Origin of the sequence: Desulfuromonas sp. AOP6, from assembly GCF_009731355.2 — a bacterium.
GTDB lineage: Bacteria > Desulfobacterota > Desulfuromonadia > Desulfuromonadales > SZUA-540 > SZUA-540.
Map to the genome: position 1 here is coordinate 1956311 of NZ_AP022810.1, position 20333 is coordinate 1976643.

At 56.8% G+C, this 20333-nt stretch carries 21 protein-coding genes; 7 read left to right on the forward strand and 14 right to left on the reverse strand.

Features of this window, described 5'->3' with window-relative positions:
• Positions 1-37: 37 nt before the first annotated feature.
• The 3 genes from era to rnc are packed head-to-tail and all read right to left on the reverse strand — an operon-like array spanning position 38 to position 2674.
• Positions 38-940, reverse strand: a complete 903-nt coding sequence (gene era, locus AOP6_RS09190; RefSeq protein WP_155876448.1) for a GTPase Era — start codon at positions 938-940, stop codon at positions 38-40.
• 11 nt (positions 941-951) lie between these two features.
• Complete coding sequence (locus AOP6_RS09195; protein WP_213194531.1) at positions 952-1962, reverse strand: radical SAM protein; 1011 nt, start codon at positions 1960-1962, stop codon at positions 952-954.
• Positions 1963-1972: 10 nt separating this feature from the next.
• The gene (gene rnc / locus AOP6_RS09200) at positions 1973-2674 is read right to left on the reverse strand and encodes a ribonuclease III (protein ID WP_155876450.1); all 702 of its coding nucleotides are present in this window, start codon (positions 2672-2674) and stop codon (positions 1973-1975) included.
• A gap of 185 nt (positions 2675-2859) precedes the next feature.
• Here rnc and tmk point away from each other — a divergent pair, with 185 nt between their 5' ends.
• The 5 genes from tmk to AOP6_RS09225 all read left to right on the forward strand — a co-directional run bounded on the left by tmk (position 2860) and on the right by AOP6_RS09225 (position 8639).
• On the forward strand, positions 2860-3507 hold the full coding sequence (gene tmk, locus AOP6_RS09205) for a dTMP kinase (protein ID WP_155877690.1): 648 nt from the start codon (positions 2860-2862) through the stop codon (positions 3505-3507).
• Positions 3504-4472 (forward strand): DNA polymerase III subunit delta', encoded by a 969-nt coding sequence (gene holB / locus AOP6_RS09210; RefSeq protein WP_155876451.1) that lies wholly within the window; start codon positions 3504-3506, stop codon positions 4470-4472. Before tmk ends, holB begins: the two co-directional genes overlap by 4 nt.
• Positions 4473-4577: 105 nt before the next feature.
• Positions 4578-5612, forward strand: coding sequence for a stage 0 sporulation family protein (locus AOP6_RS09215; RefSeq protein WP_155876452.1), 1035 nt, complete (start codon positions 4578-4580; stop codon positions 5610-5612).
• Between the two features lie 17 nt (positions 5613-5629).
• Positions 5630-7162, forward strand: coding sequence for a methionine--tRNA ligase (gene metG / locus AOP6_RS09220; protein WP_155876453.1), 1533 nt, complete (start codon positions 5630-5632; stop codon positions 7160-7162).
• Positions 7163-7247: 85 nt separating this feature from the next.
• Entirely contained in the window at positions 7248-8639 is a 1392-nt protein-coding gene (locus AOP6_RS09225; protein WP_155876454.1) for a TatD family hydrolase, read from the forward strand.
• Positions 8640-8719: 80 nt separating this feature from the next.
• Here AOP6_RS09225 and AOP6_RS09230 read toward each other — a convergent pair whose 3' ends face one another.
• The 5 genes from AOP6_RS09230 to AOP6_RS09250 all read right to left on the reverse strand — a co-directional run bounded on the left by AOP6_RS09230 (position 8720) and on the right by AOP6_RS09250 (position 14294).
• Positions 8720-10006 (reverse strand): uracil-xanthine permease family protein, encoded by a 1287-nt coding sequence (locus AOP6_RS09230; protein WP_155876455.1) that lies wholly within the window; start codon positions 10004-10006, stop codon positions 8720-8722.
• A gap of 42 nt (positions 10007-10048) precedes the next feature.
• Positions 10049-10675: a uracil phosphoribosyltransferase gene (gene upp, locus AOP6_RS09235; RefSeq protein WP_155876456.1), complete on the reverse strand. Its 627-nt coding sequence runs from the start codon at positions 10673-10675 to the stop codon at positions 10049-10051.
• A 157-nt stretch (positions 10676-10832) separates the two neighbouring features.
• A complete protein-coding gene (locus tag AOP6_RS09240) occupies positions 10833-11324 on the reverse strand; it encodes a ferritin family protein (protein WP_155876457.1) in 492 nt (163 codons plus the stop codon).
• A 54-nt stretch (positions 11325-11378) separates the two neighbouring features.
• Complete coding sequence (locus AOP6_RS09245) at positions 11379-13778, reverse strand: AsmA family protein (protein ID WP_155876458.1); 2400 nt, start codon at positions 13776-13778, stop codon at positions 11379-11381.
• A 27-nt stretch (positions 13779-13805) separates the two neighbouring features.
• Positions 13806-14294, reverse strand: coding sequence for an EVE domain-containing protein (locus AOP6_RS09250; RefSeq protein ID WP_155876459.1), 489 nt, complete (start codon positions 14292-14294; stop codon positions 13806-13808).
• A 149-nt stretch (positions 14295-14443) separates the two neighbouring features.
• Here AOP6_RS09250 and AOP6_RS09255 point away from each other — a divergent pair, with 149 nt between their 5' ends.
• The gene (locus AOP6_RS09255) at positions 14444-14632 is read left to right on the forward strand and encodes a zinc ribbon domain-containing protein (RefSeq protein WP_155876460.1); all 189 of its coding nucleotides are present in this window, start codon (positions 14444-14446) and stop codon (positions 14630-14632) included.
• Positions 14633-14716: 84 nt separating this feature from the next.
• Here the strand turns inward: AOP6_RS09255 and AOP6_RS09260 are convergent, their stop codons facing one another.
• Together AOP6_RS09260 and AOP6_RS09265 are read right to left on the reverse strand one after the other, a co-directional pair.
• Positions 14717-16141, reverse strand: a complete 1425-nt coding sequence (locus tag AOP6_RS09260; RefSeq protein ID WP_155876461.1) for a phosphoglucomutase/phosphomannomutase family protein — start codon at positions 16139-16141, stop codon at positions 14717-14719.
• An 84-nt stretch (positions 16142-16225) separates the two neighbouring features.
• Complete coding sequence (locus AOP6_RS09265; RefSeq protein ID WP_155876462.1) at positions 16226-16516, reverse strand: hypothetical protein; 291 nt, start codon at positions 16514-16516, stop codon at positions 16226-16228.
• A gap of 216 nt (positions 16517-16732) precedes the next feature.
• On the opposite strand from AOP6_RS09265, the gene AOP6_RS09270 reads away from it, so the two are divergent.
• Positions 16733-17020, forward strand: coding sequence for a PxxKW family cysteine-rich protein (locus tag AOP6_RS09270; protein ID WP_155876463.1), 288 nt, complete (start codon positions 16733-16735; stop codon positions 17018-17020).
• A gap of 67 nt (positions 17021-17087) precedes the next feature.
• Here AOP6_RS09270 and AOP6_RS09275 read toward each other — a convergent pair whose 3' ends face one another.
• From AOP6_RS09275 to AOP6_RS09290, 4 genes are read right to left on the reverse strand one after another with little or no spacing between them, the layout of a single operon-like run.
• On the reverse strand, positions 17088-17783 hold the full coding sequence (locus tag AOP6_RS09275) for an LrgB family protein (protein WP_155876464.1): 696 nt from the start codon (positions 17781-17783) through the stop codon (positions 17088-17090).
• The gene (locus AOP6_RS09280; protein ID WP_155876465.1) at positions 17773-18126 is read right to left on the reverse strand and encodes a CidA/LrgA family protein; all 354 of its coding nucleotides are present in this window, start codon (positions 18124-18126) and stop codon (positions 17773-17775) included. Before AOP6_RS09280 ends, AOP6_RS09275 begins: the two co-directional genes overlap by 11 nt.
• Positions 18127-18159: 33 nt before the next feature.
• Positions 18160-18945 carry a tetratricopeptide repeat protein gene (locus AOP6_RS09285; protein ID WP_155876466.1) on the reverse strand — a complete coding sequence of 262 codons (786 nt, stop codon included), beginning with the start codon at positions 18943-18945 and terminating at the stop codon, positions 18160-18162.
• 32 nt (positions 18946-18977) lie between these two features.
• Positions 18978-20273, reverse strand: coding sequence for a DUF512 domain-containing protein (locus AOP6_RS09290; RefSeq protein ID WP_225897267.1), 1296 nt, complete (start codon positions 20271-20273; stop codon positions 18978-18980).
• Positions 20274-20333 lie beyond the last annotated feature (60 nt).

The window sequence follows — 20333 nt, forward strand, 5'->3', positions numbered from 1 at the left end:
TTTTTATTTTCCGTTCTTTCCTGAATGACTTCATGGACTATTCGTAGCCGAAATCTTTCAACAGTTTGTCGGATTCCGTCCAGTTTTTCTGTACCTTGACAAAGAGCTCGAGGTAGACGCGCGTACCCAGCATCTTTTCGATATCGACCCGTGCCGCCTTGCCGATGGAGCGAATCTTTTCGCCTCCTTTGCCGAGAATAATCTTTTTATGGGGATCCCGCTCGACCAGAATCGCTGCCGCAATAACCACAATATTTTTTTCCGGCTTTTCGGTAAAGCTCTCCACCACCACGGCAACGCCATAGGGCACCTCGTCCCGAACCTGCTTAAGGATCTGTTCGCGTATCATTTCGGCGACGATGAAGCGCTCGGGCAGATCGGTGACCATGTCTTCGGGGTAGTAGCGCGGGCCGGATGGCAGCAGGTCGTGAGTGGCTTTGATCAGGGCGTCGACACCGCTGCCCGTCATCCCGGAAATGGGGATAATGGCGGCGAAATCGCGCTTCTGTGCATAAATTTCGATAAGAGGGAGCAAAGCCCCTGGCGACACCTTGTCGATCTTGTTGATCACCAGAATGACGGGCACAGAGCTCCGGGAAAGGACGTCAAGAATGAAATCATCCCCTCCCCCGGGACGATCCGTGGCCTCGATAAGAAAGAGAACGACATCGACATCGGAGCAGGCCGCCATGGCCTGGTCGACCATATAACGGTTGAGTTTGCCGGTGGCGCGGTGGATACCGGGAGTGTCGAGGAAGAGAATCTGGCCGTCGTCTAGGTTGTGGATGCCGAGAATCCGGTTGCGAGTCGTCTGCGGCTTGGGCGAGGCGATAGCGATTTTCTGTCCGAGAATCCGGTTCAGCAGAGTTGATTTGCCGACATTGGGGCGTCCGATGATCGAGACAAAACCGGAGCGAAAAGGGGTCTGTTCAGTGTTCAATGAGAAGATCCTTAGTAAGAGGCCATTTCCATGAGTGAAAATGACTCGGAGCCAACATGCAGTGTCCCGCGGGAGATGCCCTTTTGGGCGGAGATGGCAAAATCTCCGGTGCGGGTTCGAATATATTCCAGGTTCTGGCGATGCTGCCCCAAGGCGTCAGACAACTCCGAGGAACAGACAAGCACTTGACAGGCCGAGGTGATTTCGAGGACGCGAAGCAATGCCCGCCGCCAGAGGCGGGAGCGCACAAGCTGCCCGAAGGCAGGATGATAGGGACCGGCGATCACCCCCGTCGAGCTGTCGAGCTCCCGGGTGGGTTGCAGGCCCAGGCGGATGACGGGCACCTCGACCTGCCAGCAGCGCCAGAGCATTGCAGCGCAGATTTCTACCGCCTCTTCCAGACTGAGCGGTTGAAATTGGCCCCGCTGGAACAGGGGTTCCAGCGCGCTGCCAGCCAGCACCACCGTCGGGTAGATGCGCAAAAAATCAGGTTTCAAAGCCAGTGCCGCCCCCAGGGACGACAGCGCTTCAGTCCGGTCGCCGCCAGGGAGTCCCGGCATCAGCTGCAAACCAACCCCAATCTTGGCGCACCGTACTCTCGCTACGGCGCCCGCAGCCGCCTCGGCACGGTGCCCTCTGCCGGAAAGAGCCAAAACGTCCGAATCAAAGGACTGACAGCCGATCTCGATCGTACGCAGGGGGAATCCCTCCAGTACATCGAGATGACGACTCTCCAGGCCGTCAGGTCGGGTGGAGATGCGAATGCCTCCAGCACGCCCGGCGCGAATAAATGGCAAAGCGGCCGCCAGGTAGTCCTGCTGGCGCGAGTCCGGCAGCAACGTAAAAGAACCGCCGTAAAAGGCAATATCCCCGTCACCGGCGGCAGGCAGTATCCGATTCAGCTCTTCGGCGACCTCAGAGGACAGAGGTGCCGTCCAACGACCGGAGGTCTTCTCCTGCTGGCAAAAAAGGCAGCGATGAGGACACCCCTCGTGGGGAATAAAGATGGGAAATACCTGCATACGTCCGCGCCTAGGGGCTTTCCATCTCCAGCAGAGCCTTCCGGGCCGCCTCCTGTTCCGCCGCTTTTTTCGTCCGCCCACTGCCCTGCCCGATGGCCTGGTCGTCAAACCGAACCTCAACCGTATAGAGACGTTCATGGTCAGGCCCCTCGGCACTGACCATGAAATAAGACGGCGTCCTATTATGCCGCCCCTGCAGCAAGACTTGCAGCCGCGTCTTGTGGTCGACGCCAAACTTGCATTTTACTGATTTGGCAATATCTTCAGAGAAAAGCTGACCGACGATGGGCGTGACAGCGGCGTACCCCGCATCGGTAAAGATGGCCCCCAGCAGAGCTTCAAAGGCGTCAGCAAGCAGACTGTCTTTTTGTCGTCCTCCGCTGCGCTCTTCCCCCCTCCCCAGCAGCAGACAGGCGCCGATATCCAGTTTTCTGGCAATGGTCGCCAGGCCTTTTTCGCGGACGACCTCGGCGCGGACCCGCGTCATCTCCCCTTCGGGCAGCTGGGAGTAACGGGTGAATATATGTTCACTGACAGCCAGGTCAAGCACCGCATCACCGAGAAATTCGAGACGCTCGCTGAAAGGCATATCGTTGCTGTCCTGCTCATTGCTGTAGGACTTGTGCGTCAAAGCCTCACGCAAAAGATCTGTCCGCACAAAGTGGTGGTCCAGCTTTTGGCACAGAGCCACCTCACATTCTCTAAGTTGCATTTCTTCTCTTTCAAAAAGAACCCAAGGCAGGCCCCTTCAAGTGGTTAAATCGGCTGGGAGTATACTAAATTCCCATGGTCTTATCAATGGTTACCCTGAGAATGGAATCTTTTCCTTGATTCTGCGTTGTTTCATTCACTATAATGTCGAATTTAAAAGATATTCTTGTCATCAGCCTGGATCCCATGAACCTCTTTATTACTTTTGAAGGCATCGAAGGCTGCGGAAAAACCACCCAACTGGGGCTGCTTGCCCAGGATCTGGTCGCGCAGGGTTTTGATGTAGTCACCACGCGCGAACCTGGCGGCTGCCCCATTGCGGATGCCATCCGGCAGATTCTGCTCGACCCCGACAACCAGAGCCTGGTTCCACGGTCGGAACTGCTGCTGTACGCCGCCGCCCGAGCCCAGCATGTCGATGAGGTCATCCGACCGGCGCTGCTGTCGGGAAAAACCGTCCTGTGCGACCGCTTCACGGATGCCACCTGCGCCTACCAGGGAGAGGGCCGGGGACTGGATAGAACACTCATCCACAGCCTCAACGACCTGGCTGCGGGCGAAACCTGTCCTGACTTGACCATCCTGCTGGACATGCCCGCCGAAGAAGGCCTGCGGCGCGCACAAAGTCGCAACACAGTACAGACGCTGGAGCATGAGGGCCGCTTCGAACAGGAATCTCTCAGCTTTCACCGCCGGGTCCGTCAGGGATACCTGGATCTGGCCCAGGGGCAAACCCGTTTTCTGATCATTGACGCTCTCGGATCCCAGGAAACTGTCGCCAGGCGGATAAAGGAAGCCCTGAGGCAACGCCAGCTCATGAGAATACCGACATGACTTTTGGGCAGGTTCTCGGACACGACAGACAAAAGGATCTTCTGCGACGAGCCATCGCTTCCGGCCGTCTGGCACACGCCTATCTGTTTTATGGCGCAGAAGGCATCGGCAAACGCCTGATAGCCCTGGCATTCGTCCGCGCCGTTTTTTGCCAGAACGGTACGGGATGCGGGACCTGCAGCGCCTGTCGCAAGGTGGATCACTACAACCATCCGGATCTCCATATTCTGGAACCTGATGGGGCCACCATTAAAATAGAACAGGTACGGGCAATACAGAAGGAGCTGTCCTTTCGCCCCCTGGAAGCACCCAAGAAAATCTGCCTGATCGACAGCGCTGAAAAACTGAATCCTGCCGCGGGAAACGCGCTTCTGAAAACACTGGAGGAACCCAGGGGGGAGGCTCTCATCATCCTGCTGTCCTCCCAGAAAGAACGGGTGTTGCCGACCATCAGGTCACGCTGCCAGCAGATTCCCTTCCATGCCCTCTCCCGTCCCCTCCTGCAGCAGGCGCTGCAGGAAAAACTGGGACTGAACGAGTCTCAGGGGCATATTCTTGCGGCCCTATCGGAAGGGAGTTTCAAAAAAGCGCTGGGGAAAGACAAAGATCTTTTTCTCGAGCAGAGGCGGGAATTGCTCAAGTCTCTTACCGCACTGTCACCCGGGAGCATCATCGCTCTTTTCAAACTCGCGGAAGAACTTTCCAGCGACAAAGAGCGGTTTCAGGAAATCCTTGAGCTCTTTCAAGCCTTCTATCGCGACCTGCTCCTGCACAAGCAGGGGATGCCTGAAAATGAGCTGGTCAACATCGACCTGCTGGAAAAGATTCACCGGGTGGCGAAACGTGAAAGTATCAGTACCCTGCTGGCTAAACTCGAAGCCATTGCTGTCAGCCGCCGGCAGGCTGACCGAAACGTCAACAAACAGCTGGCCATGGAGGTTCTGCTCATGCGTCTGGCTGCCTGACACAAGGGATAGACTCATGACCAAAGGCCCGAGTCACAATATCCGGGTCGTCATTTATCGGCATTTTGTGCCGCACCTTCCACATAGAGGAAACGACAGAGAACCATGATCCGAATTACTTCGGTTAAATTCCGCACGGCGGGAAAACAGTATGACTTTAACGGCCAGGATCTCCCCCTCGAACCCGGCATGCGGGTGGTGGTGGAAACAGATCGGGGTCGCGCGCTCGGCACTGTAGTGCAGACACTCCGAGAGATCGACGAAAAAGACGCCGCCAAGGAACTCAAAAACATTGTCCGTATCGCCACCGATGAGGATCTGGCCCTGGCCGCGTCCAACGCCGACCGGGAAAAAGATGCTTTTCGCATCTGCGCCGCTCGTATAAGTGAGCGCAAGATGGAGATGAAACTGGTGCGCGCCGAATATCTCTTCGACGGCTCCAAGATCGTCTTTTACTTCACCGCCGATGGGCGCGTCGATTTCCGCGAACTGGTAAAGGATCTGGCGCATTACTTCCATACCCGCATCGAGATGCGCCAGATTGGCGTCCGCGATGAGGCCAAACTCATTGGGGGGTTGGGCGTCTGCGGCAGGGAACTGTGCTGTTGCACCTTTCTGACCGACTTCGCCCCCGTTTCCGTGCGCATGGCCAAGGAACAGGGGCTTGCCCTCAATCCCAGCAAAATATCTGGACAGTGCGGCCGCCTCCTCTGCTGCCTGGGCTATGAATTTGAAACTTATTGCTCGCTGCGCAAGCAATTGCCCAAATGCGGCCGCAAAATCCTGGTTGATGGGCAGGAAGGCGAAGTGATCGATCAGAATATTCTGGCCCAGAAAGTCACCATTCGTCTCGGTGATGGACAGACCCGGGTAGTTACCGCCGAGGATCTGGACCAGGCGGAAAAATCCGGGACGCTGCCCTCACCTGCCCCAGGCAAGGAGGGAAGACGTCCCGAAGGGGGCCGTCGTGACTCCTCCAGAAATCGCAAGCCTCGACCATCCGGCGAAAACAGGCCCTCGCAGCCAAAGCCGGAAAAGGTGAAACCCCAGACCACGGAACCGGCCAAGCCGACCGGCGAAGAAGGGGCCGCCAGCCCCCGCAAACGCCGCAGAGGCCGTCGTCGTCCCAAAAAGAAATAACCTCAGGAGCTTCAAACATGAGCAAAAACTTCTACATAACGACCCCTATCTATTACGTCAACGACGTCCCTCATATCGGCCACGCCTATACTACCCTGGCCTGTGACGTTCTCGCCCGCTACAAAAAATCCCGCGGGTATGACGTTTTTTTCCTGACCGGGACGGACGAACACGGTCAGAAGGTCGAAAAAGCCGCCCAGACTGCGGGAGAAACGCCCCTGGAACTGGCCGACCGCGTGGTCAAGCGCTTCCAGTCGTTGTGGGAAAAACTCAACATCGAAAACACCGATTTCATCCGCACGACCCAGGAACGCCACAAAGACGGAGTTCGCGAACTCTTCCGCCGCATAGAAGCCAAGGGAGATATTTACCTCGGTGAATATGAGGACTGGTACTGCACTCCCTGTGAGACCTTCTGGACCGAGACTCAGCTCCTCGATGGCAATTGCCCCGACTGCGGCCGGCCCACGGACAAGCTCAAGGAAGAGTCCTATTTCTTCCGCATGAGCAAATACCAGGAACAGCTGATTCGCCACATTGAGGAGCATCCTGACTTCATCCAGCCCAAAAGCCGGCGCAACGAGGTGCTCAACTTCATCAAGGAAGGCCTGCGGGACCTCTCCATCTCCCGCACGACTTTTTCCTGGGGAATTCCCGTGCCGGGGAATGAGGCTCACGTTATCTACGTGTGGTTCGACGCCCTGACCAACTACATCACCGCTCTCGGCTACCCCAACGACCCCGACGGCAACTTTGCCAAGTTCTGGCCCGTCGACGCCCACGTCATCGGCAAGGACATCCTGCGTTTCCACACCGTCTACTGGCCGACCTTCCTGCTGGCCGCCGGCGTGCCCCTGCCCAAAAAGGTCTTCGCCCACGGCTGGTGGACCGTCGAGGGGCAGAAGATGAGCAAAAGCCTGCGCAACGTGGTCGAACCCAACATGCTGATCGACAAATACGGGGTTGACGCCATCCGCTACTTCCTGCTGCGCGAAGTCCCTTTTGGGCTTGATGGCGACTTCTCCCATACCGCCCTCATCCATCGCATCAACTCCGACCTGGCCAACGATCTCGGCAACCTCATGAGCCGCAGTTCGGCCATGGTCAACAAATACTTTGACGGTGTTCTTCCTGAGCCGACGGCTGCCGACGACATGGACAAGCCCCTCCTCGACCGAATCCCCGAAACTCTGCGGGCCGTCGACGAGCACATGGACGCCATGGCCTTTAACAAGGCCCTGCAGCTGATCTGGGAACTCATCAGTGCCGGCAACAAATACATCGATGACACGGCACCCTGGGCTCTGGCCAAAGACGAGAGCAAACGGCCCCGACTCGGCACCGTCATGTATAATCTTATGGAAATTCAGCGTCTGGTCGCCCTGCTTATCGAACCCTTCATGCCCGATACGGCTGAGAAAATGGTGGAAATCCTCGGGATCGATCCGACCAGCCAGTCCCTCGAAGAAAAAGGCGTCTGGGGTGGCTTGCGCCCCGGTACCCGCATTCAGAAAGCGGCCCCCCTGTTCCCCCGTATCGAACAGGAATAATGGCCCCGCGTGGCTCACAGAAAACTTCGTTTTTCATCCCCAGGGGGCGCTTTTGGTGCCCCCTTGTTTTTCAAGAGAGATCGCTATGACCGAACAGCAGCCTTGGCTCATCGACACCCACGCGCATCTGGATCATGGACAATTCGATCACGACCGGGAGGAAGTCATCAGCCGGGCCCACGAAGAGGGCATCCGCTATATCCTCACCGTGGGTTGCGACCTGGAGAGCTCCCGACGGAACCTGGAGATCGCCGGAAAGCATCCGTTTATTTACGCCGCCGTGGGCGTTCATCCCCACGATGCCGCTCAGCTTGACGAAAAGGCTCTGACGCAGTTGCGCACCTGGATCCAGGAAGGCAGCAAGGTGGTGGCCGTGGGTGAAATCGGATTGGACTTCTACCGTGATCGTTGCCCCAGAGATATTCAGCGCCAGGCCTTTCGTCAGCAGATCCGTCTGGCCCGCGAGCTCAAAAAGCCCATTATCGTTCACGACAGGGACGCCCACGCTGAGGTGCTGCAGATCCTGACGGAGGAAAAGGCTGTTGAAGTCGGCGGCGTCGTCCATTGTTTCAGCGGCGATTTGGCCATGGCCCGCGCTTGCATCGAAATGGGTTTTCTCATCTCATTTCCCGGCTCCATCACCTACCCGAAAAACGAGGAAGTCCGCGATCTGATCCGGCAGATTCCCGTCGATCATTTTCTTGTCGAGACCGACTGCCCCTACCTGGCCCCCCAGCCTCGACGAGGGAAAAGAAACGAACCGGCCCTGGTCCGACATACAGCAGCAACCATCGCCGATATCAAGGGGTTATCGTTGCAGGATGTCTGTCGGGTCACCAATCTCAATGCCTCCAAGCTCTTCGGTATTGGCGAAGCGGACCAGGCAAGCCGCATCGCCTATCCTATCCGCGATGCCCTCTACCTCAACATCACCAACCGCTGCACCAACAGCTGCGCCTTCTGCGCCAAATTCAAGGATTTCACGGTCAAAGGCCATGGTCTGCAACTGGATCACGAGCCCTCCTCGGAGGAGATTATCGCCGCCATAGGTGATCCAGCCGGCTACAGTGAAATCGTCTTCTGCGGATACGGCGAACCCCTCATCCGCCTGGAGACCGTCAAGGAGGTGGCCGCCTGGCTCAAGGCCCGTGGCGCCAAAGTGCGCATCAACACCGACGGGCAAGCCAACCTGGTGCACGGCCGCGACGTTCTGCCTGAACTCAGGGGTCTGGTGGACGCCATTTCCGTCTCCCTGAACGCGGCCGACGCGGAAACTTACCAGCGCATCTGCCACTCCCAATTCGGCCTGCCGGCCTATGAGGGCGTCAAAAACTTTCTGCGTGAGGCTCCGGCCCATATCCCCTCGGTGACAGCCAGCGCCGTCGCCATGCCCGGCATCGACATGCAAGCCTGTGAGGCTGTAGCGCGGGAACTGGGAGTTGACTTCAGGGCGCGCCCTTATAACGATCTCGGCTGACCGCCGTCCAAACTCAAGACAAAAAAAAGAGCCTGTCAGTCACCTGGCAGGCTCTTTTTTTTGTCCTTAACGACGCGATCTTAATGGGGTGCCGCGGGTCCCCGCGCCTCACTCCCACCGGTGGTTTTATCGCCCTGGGGAAGAATGAGGTTGAGCAGTACCCCGAGAATCCCGGCCAGACCGATGCCTGAGAGAGTCACCGAACCCAAGGGGATACTCATCCCCCCTACCCCGAAAACGACCACGAGAGAAACAATGGCAAGATTGCGCGGTTCAAGAAGATCCTGCCCAGCGCGAACCAGGGTGTTGAGACCAACAACCATGATGGCGCCGAACAACAGCAACATGATTCCCCCCATGACAGGAACGGGAACCGACTGCAGAAGAGCTCCTACCTTGCCGACAAATGCCAGTACAATGGCCGCCAGAGCCGTCCAGGTCATAACGGCGGGATTATAAACCTTGGTCAGGGCCACGGCGCCCGTCACTTCTGAATAGGTGGTATTGGGTGGCCCTCCCAGCATGGAGGCCATGGAAGTAGCCAAACCATCTCCGAGCAGGGTTCGGTGAACACCAGGATCTTTCAAGTAGTTTTTCCCCGTCACTGAACTGACGGCCAGGACGTCACCAAAGTGTTCAATGGCCGGCGCGATAGCCACCGGGATCATAAACAGGATCGCCGCGGCATTCCATTCGGGCAAAACAAAATCAGGCACGGCCAGCCAGGCTGCCGCGGTGACACGAGAAAAATCGACGATGCCATAGAAAAGCGACAACAGGTAGCCAACCGCCAGTCCGCATAAAATCGGGATGAGCCGCACAACACCCCGACCAAAGAGAGAAGCCAGCAAGGTTGCTCCCAATGAGGCCATAGAGACGATAATGGCTGTCGAGCCGTCAACCAGAATGATGGCGCCATCCCCGGACTTGCCCAGAGCCATATTGACAGCGACAGGCGCCAGAATAAGTCCGATGACCATGATGACCGGTCCGGTGACAATGGGCGGGAAAATTCGGGCGATAGCCCGGGTGCCCCGCCAGCGCACGAACAGGCTGAGCAGGACATAAAAACCTCCGGCGGCCATAAGACCACACATGGTGGAGGCAATTCCCCAGGTCTGCACGCCATAGATGATGGGCGCAATGAACGCAAAGGACGAGGCCAGAAAGACGGGGACCTTGCCTCCGGTAATCCATTGGAACAGCAAGGTTCCGGCGCCGGCCGTAAAAAGAGCCACATTGGGATTGAGGCCGGTCAGCAAGGGCACCAGAACGAGCGCTCCGAAGGCGACAAAAAGCATCTGGGCGCCGAGCAGGCTGTCTTTTAGACGAAAACGATAATCCGTGGGAGAGGTTTGTTCAGTCATCCTGACCTTCCAGTTAAAGGGTCGAAAAAGGGGAACAGAAATTTACTTGGTTCCGAAGATCTTGTCCCCGGCATCTCCGAGACCGGGAAGAATGTAACCCTGTTCATTGAGTTTTTCGTCGACAGCAGCCACATAGATGTCCACATCGGGGTGGGCGGCCTGCAGTCGTTCGATGCCCTCCGGGGCGGCGACAAGAAAAAGCCCCTTGATTTTCTGGCAGCCCGATTTTTTCAGCATGTCAATGGCGGCCACCACGCTGCCGCCGGTGGCCAGCATGGGGTCGAGGACGAGGGCCGTCCTATCCGACATTCTGCGAGTGAACTTCTGGTAATAACTGACCGGCAACAGGGTTTCCTCGTCCCGGTAAAGGCCGATTACCCCGACCTTGGCCCCGGGAATCAGATCGAGAACACCGTTCAACATCCCCAGTCCCGCTCGCAGGATGGGAACGATGGTAATCTTTTTCCCCTTGATCTGTTCCACCTCGACCGGTCCGGCCCAGCCCTGCACGACGGCCGTTTCCGTCTCCAGGTCTTTGGTGGCCTCATAGGTGATCAGGCGGGCCACTTCAGAGGCTAGCTCCCTGAAATCCTTGGTGCTGATATTCTTTTTGCGCATGATCCCCAGTTTGTGCCGAACCAGGGGATGGGTCACTTCAATAACAGCCACGGCTGCCTCCTTGTATCGATTTGCCTCATCACTATCGTCTTTTCGGTGACCGAGAATATTGCAATGAGACCCAGGGGTCAAGAATATGTGGTAGCCGATGCTAAAAAAGGCACTTCCCGAAGGAGGTGCCTTTTAAAGAGCAGGGTGATCGCGGCGGTTATTTGCCGGATATTTTGGCCTTGCGTTCCTTAAGAACCTGGGCGTGGCGATCCTCTTCGGCAGCCAACCAGGAAAAAGCCTCCTTGCCGTCTTCAGTTCGTGCCTGCGCGGCGGCCTTGTGGAAATATTCGGCAAAGCGTTCTTCTGCTTCGATGGCGAGGTCCAGGGCTTCCAGGTCGGAATTGTCCCGTTTCAGAACCTCTTCCAGGCGGGCGGGCGACGGGAATATCTCACTGGCGGAGAATCTCCGCAGGTAAGGAAGAAATACTTCCTCGTTTTCCCAGAAGGCACCATCCTCGTATTTCGGCGCCAGGTCTTCCAGGGTTTTCAGGTGTCCAACTTCGTCCTGCGCCAGCCAGGTAAAAATTTCCTTGGCGAGGGGACTTTTTGCTTTGGCCGACATGGTGGAATAAAACCGATGTCCCTGTTTTTCTACTTCCATGGCAGCGCGAATGACTTCAAAACCGCTGTATTCTTCCAGTCCAGTCATCGATGGGTATCTCCTGTCTTTTTTTCAGACCTGTAGCATGGTGGCCGCAACCTGTCAACGGCCAAACAACCCCCGAATGGTATCTTCCAAAACCTTCTTACCGGCATCCTTGGCCGGATCGGATTCCCCTGCGGCGGGTTCGTCGCCTTTGAACAGTTTCTTCTCCAGCTGACGTTGCAGTTCCTGGGCGGCCTTTTCCTTGACCTGCTCTTTGGCCGCACTGGTATCAAGGCCAAAGCGGGGCTTGTCGAGAGTTCCCGCCAGCCGCAGAGGGACGAGCCCCCAACCGTCGGAATCAGTCAAAAATTGACTCACCTTGCCCTTGTTGTCCAGCTTCCGCGACAACTCGGGTGAAAGGCGCAGATCAAGAGACAGATCCAGGGAACCGTCCATCCCCAGGGCCCCCTTGGGGCTGAACCGCGCATTGCTTCCGGCAAAAGTGCTCTGAATCAACACCTTCCCTTTTTCGATAGCAAAACTGCCGGCCGACTCCCGCACATTGATTTCCCGGAGCTCCTCAAGGGACAGAAACTCGGCCAGGCCCTTCACCAGGGCACTGCCCGAAAGCTTGCCATCCTTGAAGAGAAAGTCACCTGAACCCGAGAGATTGCGTCGTATGTCGGCCAGAGAAACACCCTTGCCTTTCAGGATAAGATGGAGATCGAGGCCGCCTTGCACGGTGTCAGCCGATTTGGGCAGAAAAGCGCTGATCAAGGGATTCATCTGGGCACCTTGAACGCTAAAGGTCGAATCATACACCAGTCCTTTTTTACCGAGATCGACAACGGCCTTTTCCGTAAATGTCCCTCCGGCCACACTCCCCGTGAGGGTCTCCAGGGTAAAAATGTTATTTTCCAGGCGGTACTTGGCGACCATGTTCTCTATATTCATGCCACGATAGACTGTTTGTCCGATACGCGCCTCGCCGGAAACGACAAGAGGCAGATCGAAGGGGCCGATATCGCCAGCCTTTTCCTCGCTGGCTTTCCCGGTGGAAGACCCTGCTTCGGCGGCGGCAGCTCCTTGTGACCCTGCTCCCTGCAACAGAGGGTCAAGGTGCAGCCGGTCAGCCGTAAGGCTGTTTTCGATGCGAAGAGGCTTGCCAAAGAGGTTGGACACTTTCAGATTGATGGCCGCCGTGGTATCGCCCATCTTCAGTTCAAGCTGCTGCGCACTGATGGCATCCCCCTTGAGGGCCAGGCGACCGGTCAGCGCTGGCCGCAGGGAAGCCATACTGGCCTGAACCCCGGACAGGACAACTTCACCATCACGCAGCAATTTCAGGGGGTCATCCGCTGTCCCGGCAAGATTGATGCGGGCACTGATCTTGCCAGCGGGATCCAGATCACCAAGATCGGGGAGAAGTCCAGCCGGAGCGGCCCGCAAGGCGGAGCGGACATCCAGATCAGGCAATTCAACTGTCATGTCCAACTGGGGCACGGCTCCGTAGTTTGACACACGCCCCTGCATCCGTGCCACGATACCGTTTGCCGTCAGCGTGGTCGGCCTTATGTCCAGCGCCTTCTGGGTCAAGTTGATATCGAGGTCGTAATCAAGCAAGAGAGAGGCATCACGGACAGGAACATCCTTAAGAGCGTCCAGAAGGATATCGAGATCCGTGAGACTGACCTTTCCATGAGAGGAAAAACCCGCACTTCCACCTTTGACAGCAAGGTCAAGGGCGACCTGAAGAGCATCGAGACGCCCTGGCAGCTGTTGCCTGAAATAGGGGGTGAAGGGTGTGATATCGAGGGGTGAAAGTTTCAGGCTGGCCTCACCACTGGCCGTAGCCACATTGGTTTTGCCGGCCACGGCCAGAGTCGCCTCACCCAGTACAGCCTCAAGGGAGAAGGGGAAATCCTTATCCAATGAGATGTCCCGGGCAGAAACATTCAGGCCGCTCACCTTGTAGCGATACGGCGCTTCGCCACCGAAGCTGCGGTCGAGGAAAAGCACCTCGCCTCCATTCAGGACAACCCGGGAAATCAAAAGATCAATGCCGCCATCTTTGCCGTCCGATTCCCGACCCGGCGAGGATGGCATTTCTTCCGTTGAAGAATTCTTTGCGGCCATCAGGTCGCTGAAATTGAAAGATCCATCCTGCAGACGCTCGACGCGAATTCTGGGCTCTTCAAGGCGGACTTCATCAACCACTACCTTCATGAAGAGAAGCGGCCAGAAACGGTATCGCAAAACGAGTTTTTCAGCGGTGACGAAATATTCATCACCTTGAGCTTCGCCAATGCGAAGCTGGCTGAGGCTGATCCCTGAGAAGAGACTGACCTGGACCTCGCCCAACTCGACTTTGCGATTGAGAGATTTTTCGGCCAGCGGCAGGACCGTGTCTTTAACCCGTTCCGGGGTAATCAAAATCTTGGCAAGTACGCCAATTGAAATGCCGAGAGCCACCAACACAGCCAGAACTATCGCGGCAATCTTACCCACCTTTTTCATAGAATCCCCCGTAAATCGCCAAAAACCTCAGCATTCACTGTCCACCAACTCCCCGATCTTCAGCACAGCCTGCCATTCGTTGGCACGCACCGGCTGCACGGAAAGACGGTTACCTTTTTTAAGAACATCCATCCCCCGGAGCACCGGATGAGCCCGCAGATCGGTACGTGTCAGCGGGTGCGCGAGGGGGGCAACATAGTGCACGTCCACCATAAACCAGATGGGATTTTTTTCGCTCGCCCGTGGATCGAAGTGATCACTGCAAGGATCGAGCGCCGTATGGTCGGGATACCCTTCGCGAACGACCCTGGCGACTCCGACAATAGCGGGTTCTTTGATGTTGCTGTGGTAAAAAAGAACCCCATCACCCACCTTGATCTCATCACGCAGCAGATTCCGGGCCTGATAGTTACGCACGCCATCCCAGTGTTCGGTGCCGTCGGGACGATTTTTCAAATCAGCAAAGGAGAAACATTCCGGTTCCGATTTCATCAGCCAGTAACGTCTTGGCGGCATATCCCTATCCTCTTTCAAAACAGTTTAAGAATACCAGGAGCTTAGAGATTTTCAATACGCCTGGGCCTCATTTTGGCCAAAGGGGTGGAATTGCATTTTTACACGGGGTGCTTTATGATACGCGGCGTCAACACAGAAAGGAGACCATCATGCCAATTTTCGAGTACCAGTGCCAAACCTGCGGTCAGATTTTTGAAAAAATCCGTTCAACCTCTTCGGAGCATGAGAAATGTCCCAAGTGTGACGGTGTCGCTGTACGCAAGGTTTCCATTACCGCCGCCTCGTCTTCTTCGGCCCCATCCTCTTCTGCCGCCTGCGGCAGCGGCCGTTTCGGCTGAGCCTGATACGGCGGCGGAGTTTCCGCTGCACCTGAATCAAAAGGAGGATCCTCAGGGGATCCTCCTTTTTTTTCTCTGCCGGTTCTAGGCCCCCCGCACGAAGTTGGCGGCGGCGTTCATCAAACCATCCAGATCCTGCGGTGTCCCCGCTTCACCATAAACGCGAACGACTGGCTCCGTTCCGGATTTACGGAATAGCACCCAGGAACCATCGGAAAAGAGGAATTTGCAGCCATCGATGGTGATAACCTGTTCCACGGCTTTGCCAGCAAGCACCTTGGGTGGGTTTTTGAGTTTACCTGGCAGGGACTTTTCCAGCTCAGGGCTCAAATGGATATTCACCCGACGGGTATAAAACTCGCCAACACGCCGATAGAGATCCTGCAGGAGCTCAGAGAGGGATTTCCTTTCCACAGCCACCATTTCCGCCACCAGCAGACAGGCCAGAATGCCGTCCTTGTCGGGCACATGCCCACGGATAGTCAGGCCGGCGCTCTCCTCACCCCCGATGAGAATGCGATCATCACGGATAAACTCGCCAATGAACTTGAAACCGACGGGCGTTTCCAGCACTTCGAGGTGATGATGCCTGGCCACCGCATCAATGAAATGGGAGGTGGCCACGGAACGGGCGGCGGCCCCTTTCATCCCTTTTACGCGGACCAGGTAGTCCAGCAAAAGGGCCAGCACATAATTGGGCTCGATGAAAGTGCCATCGGCATCGACAATGCCATAGCGGTCGGCGTCGCCGTCCGTGGCTAGCCCCAGTCCGATATGCGCATTTTCACGAACCCTCTTGATGAAATCACCGATACTGCTGGCCGAAGGCTCGGGCGGCAGGCCGCCAAAATAGGGATCACGCTGATCATTCATGGTGACGACGTTGACACCAGCCTCCTGCAGCAGGGTGTCGAGATAGCCCCGTCCCGTCCCATAGAGGGGGTTGACGGCCAGCGTCATGCCGCTGCGGCCGATAGCCTCCAGATCGACCAGTTTTCGGATGGCGGCGAAATAATCGGCCCGGGGATCGATCTCTTCAATCAGCCCGGCGCGAAAAGCCTGGTCCAGGGGCATCTGACGGTAGCAGACCTCACCAAGCATCGCATTGGCCCGATCTTCAATATCCCTGGTCGTCTCAGGCAATGCCGGCCCTCCCCAAGCCGGGGAAAACTTCAGGCCGTTGTAGTCATAAGGGTTATGGCTGGCGGTAAAATTAATGCCGCCGGCAGCCGAGCGGCGCAGAATTTCAAAAGCGATAACGGGCGTCGGCGTGTCCCGATCGCACAGAAAGGTCTTGATGCCGGCACCGGCCAGCACGCGAGCCGTCTCTCTGGCGAACCGATCCCCCATGAAGCGGGCATCATAGCCCACGACCACCCCGTGGGAGCCGATCTTCTGGGCATTGAGATGATCGGCAATGGCCTGAGTCAACACACGCACATTCTCAAAGGTGAAGTCCTCGCAGAATATCCCCCGCCAACCGGAGGTACCGAAACTGATGCGGTTCATAGATGGGATCCTTCCTGTTATTTAATTTGATGACCAGTCAAAGCATAGCAGATTGCCATGAACTTGAAAGGCAGCGACTGCGCCTCACGACGACTCTTTCTCGCTCCACAGCCTGGGCGCCCGGTACCGTTGAAGGTCAGCCACATAGGGACAGTCAGCAGGAAGAATGCCCCTCTCGAAGATCTCGGCAGACAAAGGCACACAGCCGGGGCGAGCTTCGTGTCTGTGGCCATACACCGTGCAGAGGCGCGTCTTCAGGTCGAGAAACTCACAAGGCTCATCGGTATAGAAGATTTCCCCATCGTGATCGATCTTTTCATAACAGCAGCGACCACAGCGTTGGCAGACTGCTTCCCAGGATGTTTTGTCCTTCATTGGCACTTCTCCTCCCCGGCGGTGGCCAAGATTAGCCGAGACGCTGATCGAGGTCAACCGGGAAAGCATTTTGCCGTCGACCAGCTTTCGGAAAGGATGACCCGACAAACCTCAAAAAAGAGTCAGGCAGCCAATTTGTCGTTGACATAAATGGAAAAAAGCGTTAGAAACTCAGTTTCAGATCAGGAACAACAGCAAACCAAGGAGGCAACATCCATGCAGTGTCAAACTGTTCTTCCCGGTACCGAGTGTACCTTTTGGGCCAAAAAAGGCTGTAATTTTCAGGGCGGCTCCTGCCAGAACGTCGTCGAAGAGTGCCAGGGCTGTGAGCGCATCGTCAAGGGCTCCATCGGTGAAGTCTGTTCCGTGGCTCCCTCCCCCAAGCAGAAATGGGTCGGCGGCCTGTGCAATTTCGCCACGCACCGCAAAGTGGAGATTCAGAGCGTCGAGACCAAGATGAATCCCCTCAAGGCTTCGAAAAAGGCGGCGGGCAAAAAGAAATAACCGGTTTCACCCTTCGATTGTTTCCTCGGGCAGGCGCCTTCAAGCGCCTGCCTTTTTTTATGCTTTTTCAATGAAACAGGACGAAAAGCAGAGGGATCAGAAAGGCGGACACAAGGCCGTTGAGCCCTATGGCCAGGCCGGCCATGGCACCCCCCAATTGCCCAATCTCCAGCATCCGCGACGTGCCGATACCATGGGCAGCCGTCCCCACCGCCAGACCGATGGCGGCCTGATCCCGAATGCCAATCAGACGACAGAATTCCGGCCCGAAGACTGCCCCCAGGCAGCCGGTCAAGACCACCAGGGCGGCTGTAAGGGGAGCAATTCCACCAATTTTTTCCACAATACCGATGGCAATGGGAGTCGTTACCGACTTCGGTGCCAGCGACAGCACCACCTCCCTGCTTCCCCCCAGCAGCCAGGCAATGCCCGAGGCCGACACGGCCGAGGCAAGGGCACCGGCAAAGACACCGACGAGGATGGGTCCCTTTTTGGCCAGGATTTCGGCGCGACGCACATAGAGGGGTATCGCCAACGCTACAACGGCGGGCCCCAGCAGAAAGAGGATGATGCGCCCCCCCTCGGCATAGGCCTCATAGGAAATACCCGCCCCTTTCAGAAAAAGAATAATCGTCAGAATCGAGACCAGCACCGGATTGAGCAGCAGGTAGCCAGAGCGACGGTAAAGCCATTGCGCGATGGCAAAAAAGCCCAGAGTCACCATGATGCCGAACAGGGGGGTGACCACCAGCTCATTCCACATGCCGCCTCCCCTTTCTGGCGACGAGGGATTCCGTCCAGGCCGTAACGGCCATGACCACGAAAGTGCTGATGACGGTGGCTGCGACGATAGGCAGCCACTGCCTGGCGATGAGATCCAGATAGACCATCACCCCGACCCCGGCCGGCACAAACAGCAGAGCCAGGTGGGAAAGGAGCAGATCCGCAGCCTCCTGCACCCATTCCAGGCGCACGACACCCAGACCCAGCGCGGCAAGCAGCAGTCCCATTCCCAGCACATTGCCCGGGATAGGGATTTCCAGCCCCCGCGAAACGACTTCACCGACAAATTGCATGATCAGCAGAATAGACAGGCCCTTGACCACCGTATCCCTCCTCCTTGCCGCGGCAGTGCGCCTCTAGAGTTCTTCCTTGAGCCCGGCAATGACAGCGGCCACTTCCTCGCGAATATCCCGGGAGGATTCAGAGCGTTCATGCAGCAGAAACTCCTGGAAATACTGTATCGCCAAGCGGGTTTTCTCCTGATCGAGATAAAGATTTCCCAGGGTCAGGTACGCAAATGACAGCCCCGGATCTAGACGGACAGCTTCGCGACACTCCCTTTCGGCCGCCTCCAGATCATCCAGGTCATAGGCCATTTCACCAAGATTGAAATGAGCCTGGGCATCTTCCGGATCCAGTGCAACGGCTTTCTGGTAGCTCGCCAGCGCCTCGTCATTTTCGCCCCTGGCATAGAGGGTGTCGCCCAGGCAGTTGAGGGCGAAGACCGAGTCCGGCTCGACCTTCAGCGCCTTTCGATAGCACCGCTCCGCTTCTTCCATCTGCTCCAGATGAAAATGAACCAGACCAAGACTGACCAGGGCATCGGACTGGGCTGGGTCCTCCTCAAGAATACGCTCATAGGCGTGACGGGCCTTATCGTTCAACCCTTGTTCGAAGTAAAGGTCCCCCAAGGCGTAGAGCGCCTCCGTGTGAAGGGGATCCTCTTTCAGGATACGCTCATAAACCTCGAGAGCCTCCTTGATTTGACCATCCTCGGCCAAGGCCTCGCCCAGAAGTTCCTGAACCTCAAGGGAAGACGGTTCTTCCTGAAGAGCCTGCCGAAAAAGGCGAATGGCCTCCCGGAATTCTCCGACATCCATCGTTTCGCGTCCCTTGTTAAGCCATTGCTCGACATTTTTCACGGTGATTGCTCTCCTGACAAAAAAAGGTTTGTTTATTGACCAGACGGCAGAGCTTCGAGGGCCTCCAGCAAACCCCAGGGGCTGGTGGGCACACGGCACACGGAAACGCCCAGAGCCTCGGCAAGCTGCGGCAGGGTGAAATCGTCGAGAAAAACATCCTCGCCTTCTTTAAGCACCACATCGGGCACCATCAGACAGCGGCCAAGCTCTTTACCCATAAGTTGCGACACGACATCCCGTCCTGTCAGCAGCCCGGTAACGGTCACCTGCCCGCCGAAGAAATCGTTGCGGATGGCATAAACCCGGAGCTCGATACCGGTGCGCCGAGCCAGGCCCTGGGCAAAAGTCTCAATTTCCCGAAAGGCCGATTCGCCGGTAATGACCGACACGGTCCCCGAGCCGAGGGCACCCGCTTCCGCCAGGGCATCTGCCGCTTCAAGGCGAAAGAGCGGGATGAGGCCGACGCCATTTTCCACCTGGGCCAGATCCTCATAGTCTTCAAGAGGAGGAAAATCCGTGCCTGCCTTAAGGTAAAACTCATCGGCGGCATAAACAAAACGTGAACCGCTCTCGGCCAGAAATTCCTGCTGAAATTCGTGAACCCGGGCCAGAAGCTCGACTGCTTCTCTTTGGGTCGGTGGCCGTAGATCCGGCAGACGTTCACGGTATCCCGTCAGCCCCACCGGCACAATAGCCAGGGACAGAATTCCGGGACGCAGAGCATAGAGATCGGTTATGGTGCGAACCAATTCATCGCCATCGTTGTATCCGGGGCATACAACGATCTGGGTATGAAGTTCGATACCGCCATCGCAGAGGCGCTTAAGCAGCGGCAGGATAGCCGGCCCCTGGCGACCGAGCATCCGGGTCCGCAGGTCCTCCGCTGTCGTATGTACGGAGACATAAAGAGGCGACAGACGCTGGTCGAGAATCCGCTGAATTTCACTCTCCTCGATATTCGTCAAGGTGACGTAGGAACCATAAAGGTAGGAGAAACGGTAATCCTCGTCCTTGACGTATAGCGTAGACCGCATTTTTGGCGGCAGCTGATGAACGAAACAGAAGATGCAGTTGTTGCCGCACTGCACAGGGGCCGGATGCTCCAAATGAATACCCAGGCCATCCTCCAGGTCCTTTTCAAATTCAAGATCCCAAAGTTCGCCATTCTTTTTGCGCACCTCCAGCAACAATTCTTCCGTCGCCACGTAGATCTGGTAATCGAGCAGATCCCGCACGGGCTGGCCGTTCATGGACAAAAGAAGGTCGCCGACCTCCAGTTCCAGTTCTTCCGCGATACTGCCCTTGTCTACTCCTATGATTTCAACCACCAGCAGCATCCTTTTCCAGACACCTTGCGCGGACTGTCATGGCCCGCAAGGCGCCCTGCT

What these genes read in the sequence shown, in the direction of transcription:
- AOP6_RS09255 (WP_155876460.1), top strand. Translation starts at nt 14,444, where the DNA reads ATGCCAATTTTCGAGTACCAGTGCCAAACCTGCGGTCAGATTTTTGAA.
- AOP6_RS09250 (WP_155876459.1), bottom strand. Translation starts at nt 14,294, where the DNA reads ATGCCGCCAAGACGTTACTGGCTGATGAAATCGGAACCGGAATGTTTC.
- AOP6_RS09225 (WP_155876454.1), top strand. Translation starts at nt 7,248, where the DNA reads ATGACCGAACAGCAGCCTTGGCTCATCGACACCCACGCGCATCTGGAT.
- rnc (WP_155876450.1), bottom strand. Translation starts at nt 2,674, where the DNA reads ATGCAACTTAGAGAATGTGAGGTGGCTCTGTGCCAAAAGCTGGACCAC.
- AOP6_RS09215 (WP_155876452.1), top strand. Translation starts at nt 4,578, where the DNA reads ATGATCCGAATTACTTCGGTTAAATTCCGCACGGCGGGAAAACAGTAT.
- AOP6_RS09240 (WP_155876457.1), bottom strand. Translation starts at nt 11,324, where the DNA reads ATGACTGGACTGGAAGAATACAGCGGTTTTGAAGTCATTCGCGCTGCC.
- AOP6_RS09195 (WP_213194531.1), bottom strand. Translation starts at nt 1,962, where the DNA reads ATGCAGGTATTTCCCATCTTTATTCCCCACGAGGGGTGTCCTCATCGC.
- tmk (WP_155877690.1), top strand. Translation starts at nt 2,860, where the DNA reads ATGAACCTCTTTATTACTTTTGAAGGCATCGAAGGCTGCGGAAAAACC.
- AOP6_RS09230 (WP_155876455.1), bottom strand. Translation starts at nt 10,006, where the DNA reads ATGACTGAACAAACCTCTCCCACGGATTATCGTTTTCGTCTAAAAGAC.
- AOP6_RS09260 (WP_155876461.1), bottom strand. Translation starts at nt 16,141, where the DNA reads ATGAACCGCATCAGTTTCGGTACCTCCGGTTGGCGGGGGATATTCTGC.
- holB (WP_155876451.1), top strand. Translation starts at nt 3,504, where the DNA reads ATGACTTTTGGGCAGGTTCTCGGACACGACAGACAAAAGGATCTTCTG.
- metG (WP_155876453.1), top strand. Translation starts at nt 5,630, where the DNA reads ATGAGCAAAAACTTCTACATAACGACCCCTATCTATTACGTCAACGAC.
- AOP6_RS09245 (WP_155876458.1), bottom strand. Translation starts at nt 13,778, where the DNA reads ATGAAAAAGGTGGGTAAGATTGCCGCGATAGTTCTGGCTGTGTTGGTG.
- AOP6_RS09265 (WP_155876462.1), bottom strand. Translation starts at nt 16,516, where the DNA reads ATGAAGGACAAAACATCCTGGGAAGCAGTCTGCCAACGCTGTGGTCGC.
- AOP6_RS09275 (WP_155876464.1), bottom strand. Translation starts at nt 17,783, where the DNA reads ATGTGGAATGAGCTGGTGGTCACCCCCCTGTTCGGCATCATGGTGACT.
- AOP6_RS09270 (WP_155876463.1), top strand. Translation starts at nt 16,733, where the DNA reads ATGCAGTGTCAAACTGTTCTTCCCGGTACCGAGTGTACCTTTTGGGCC.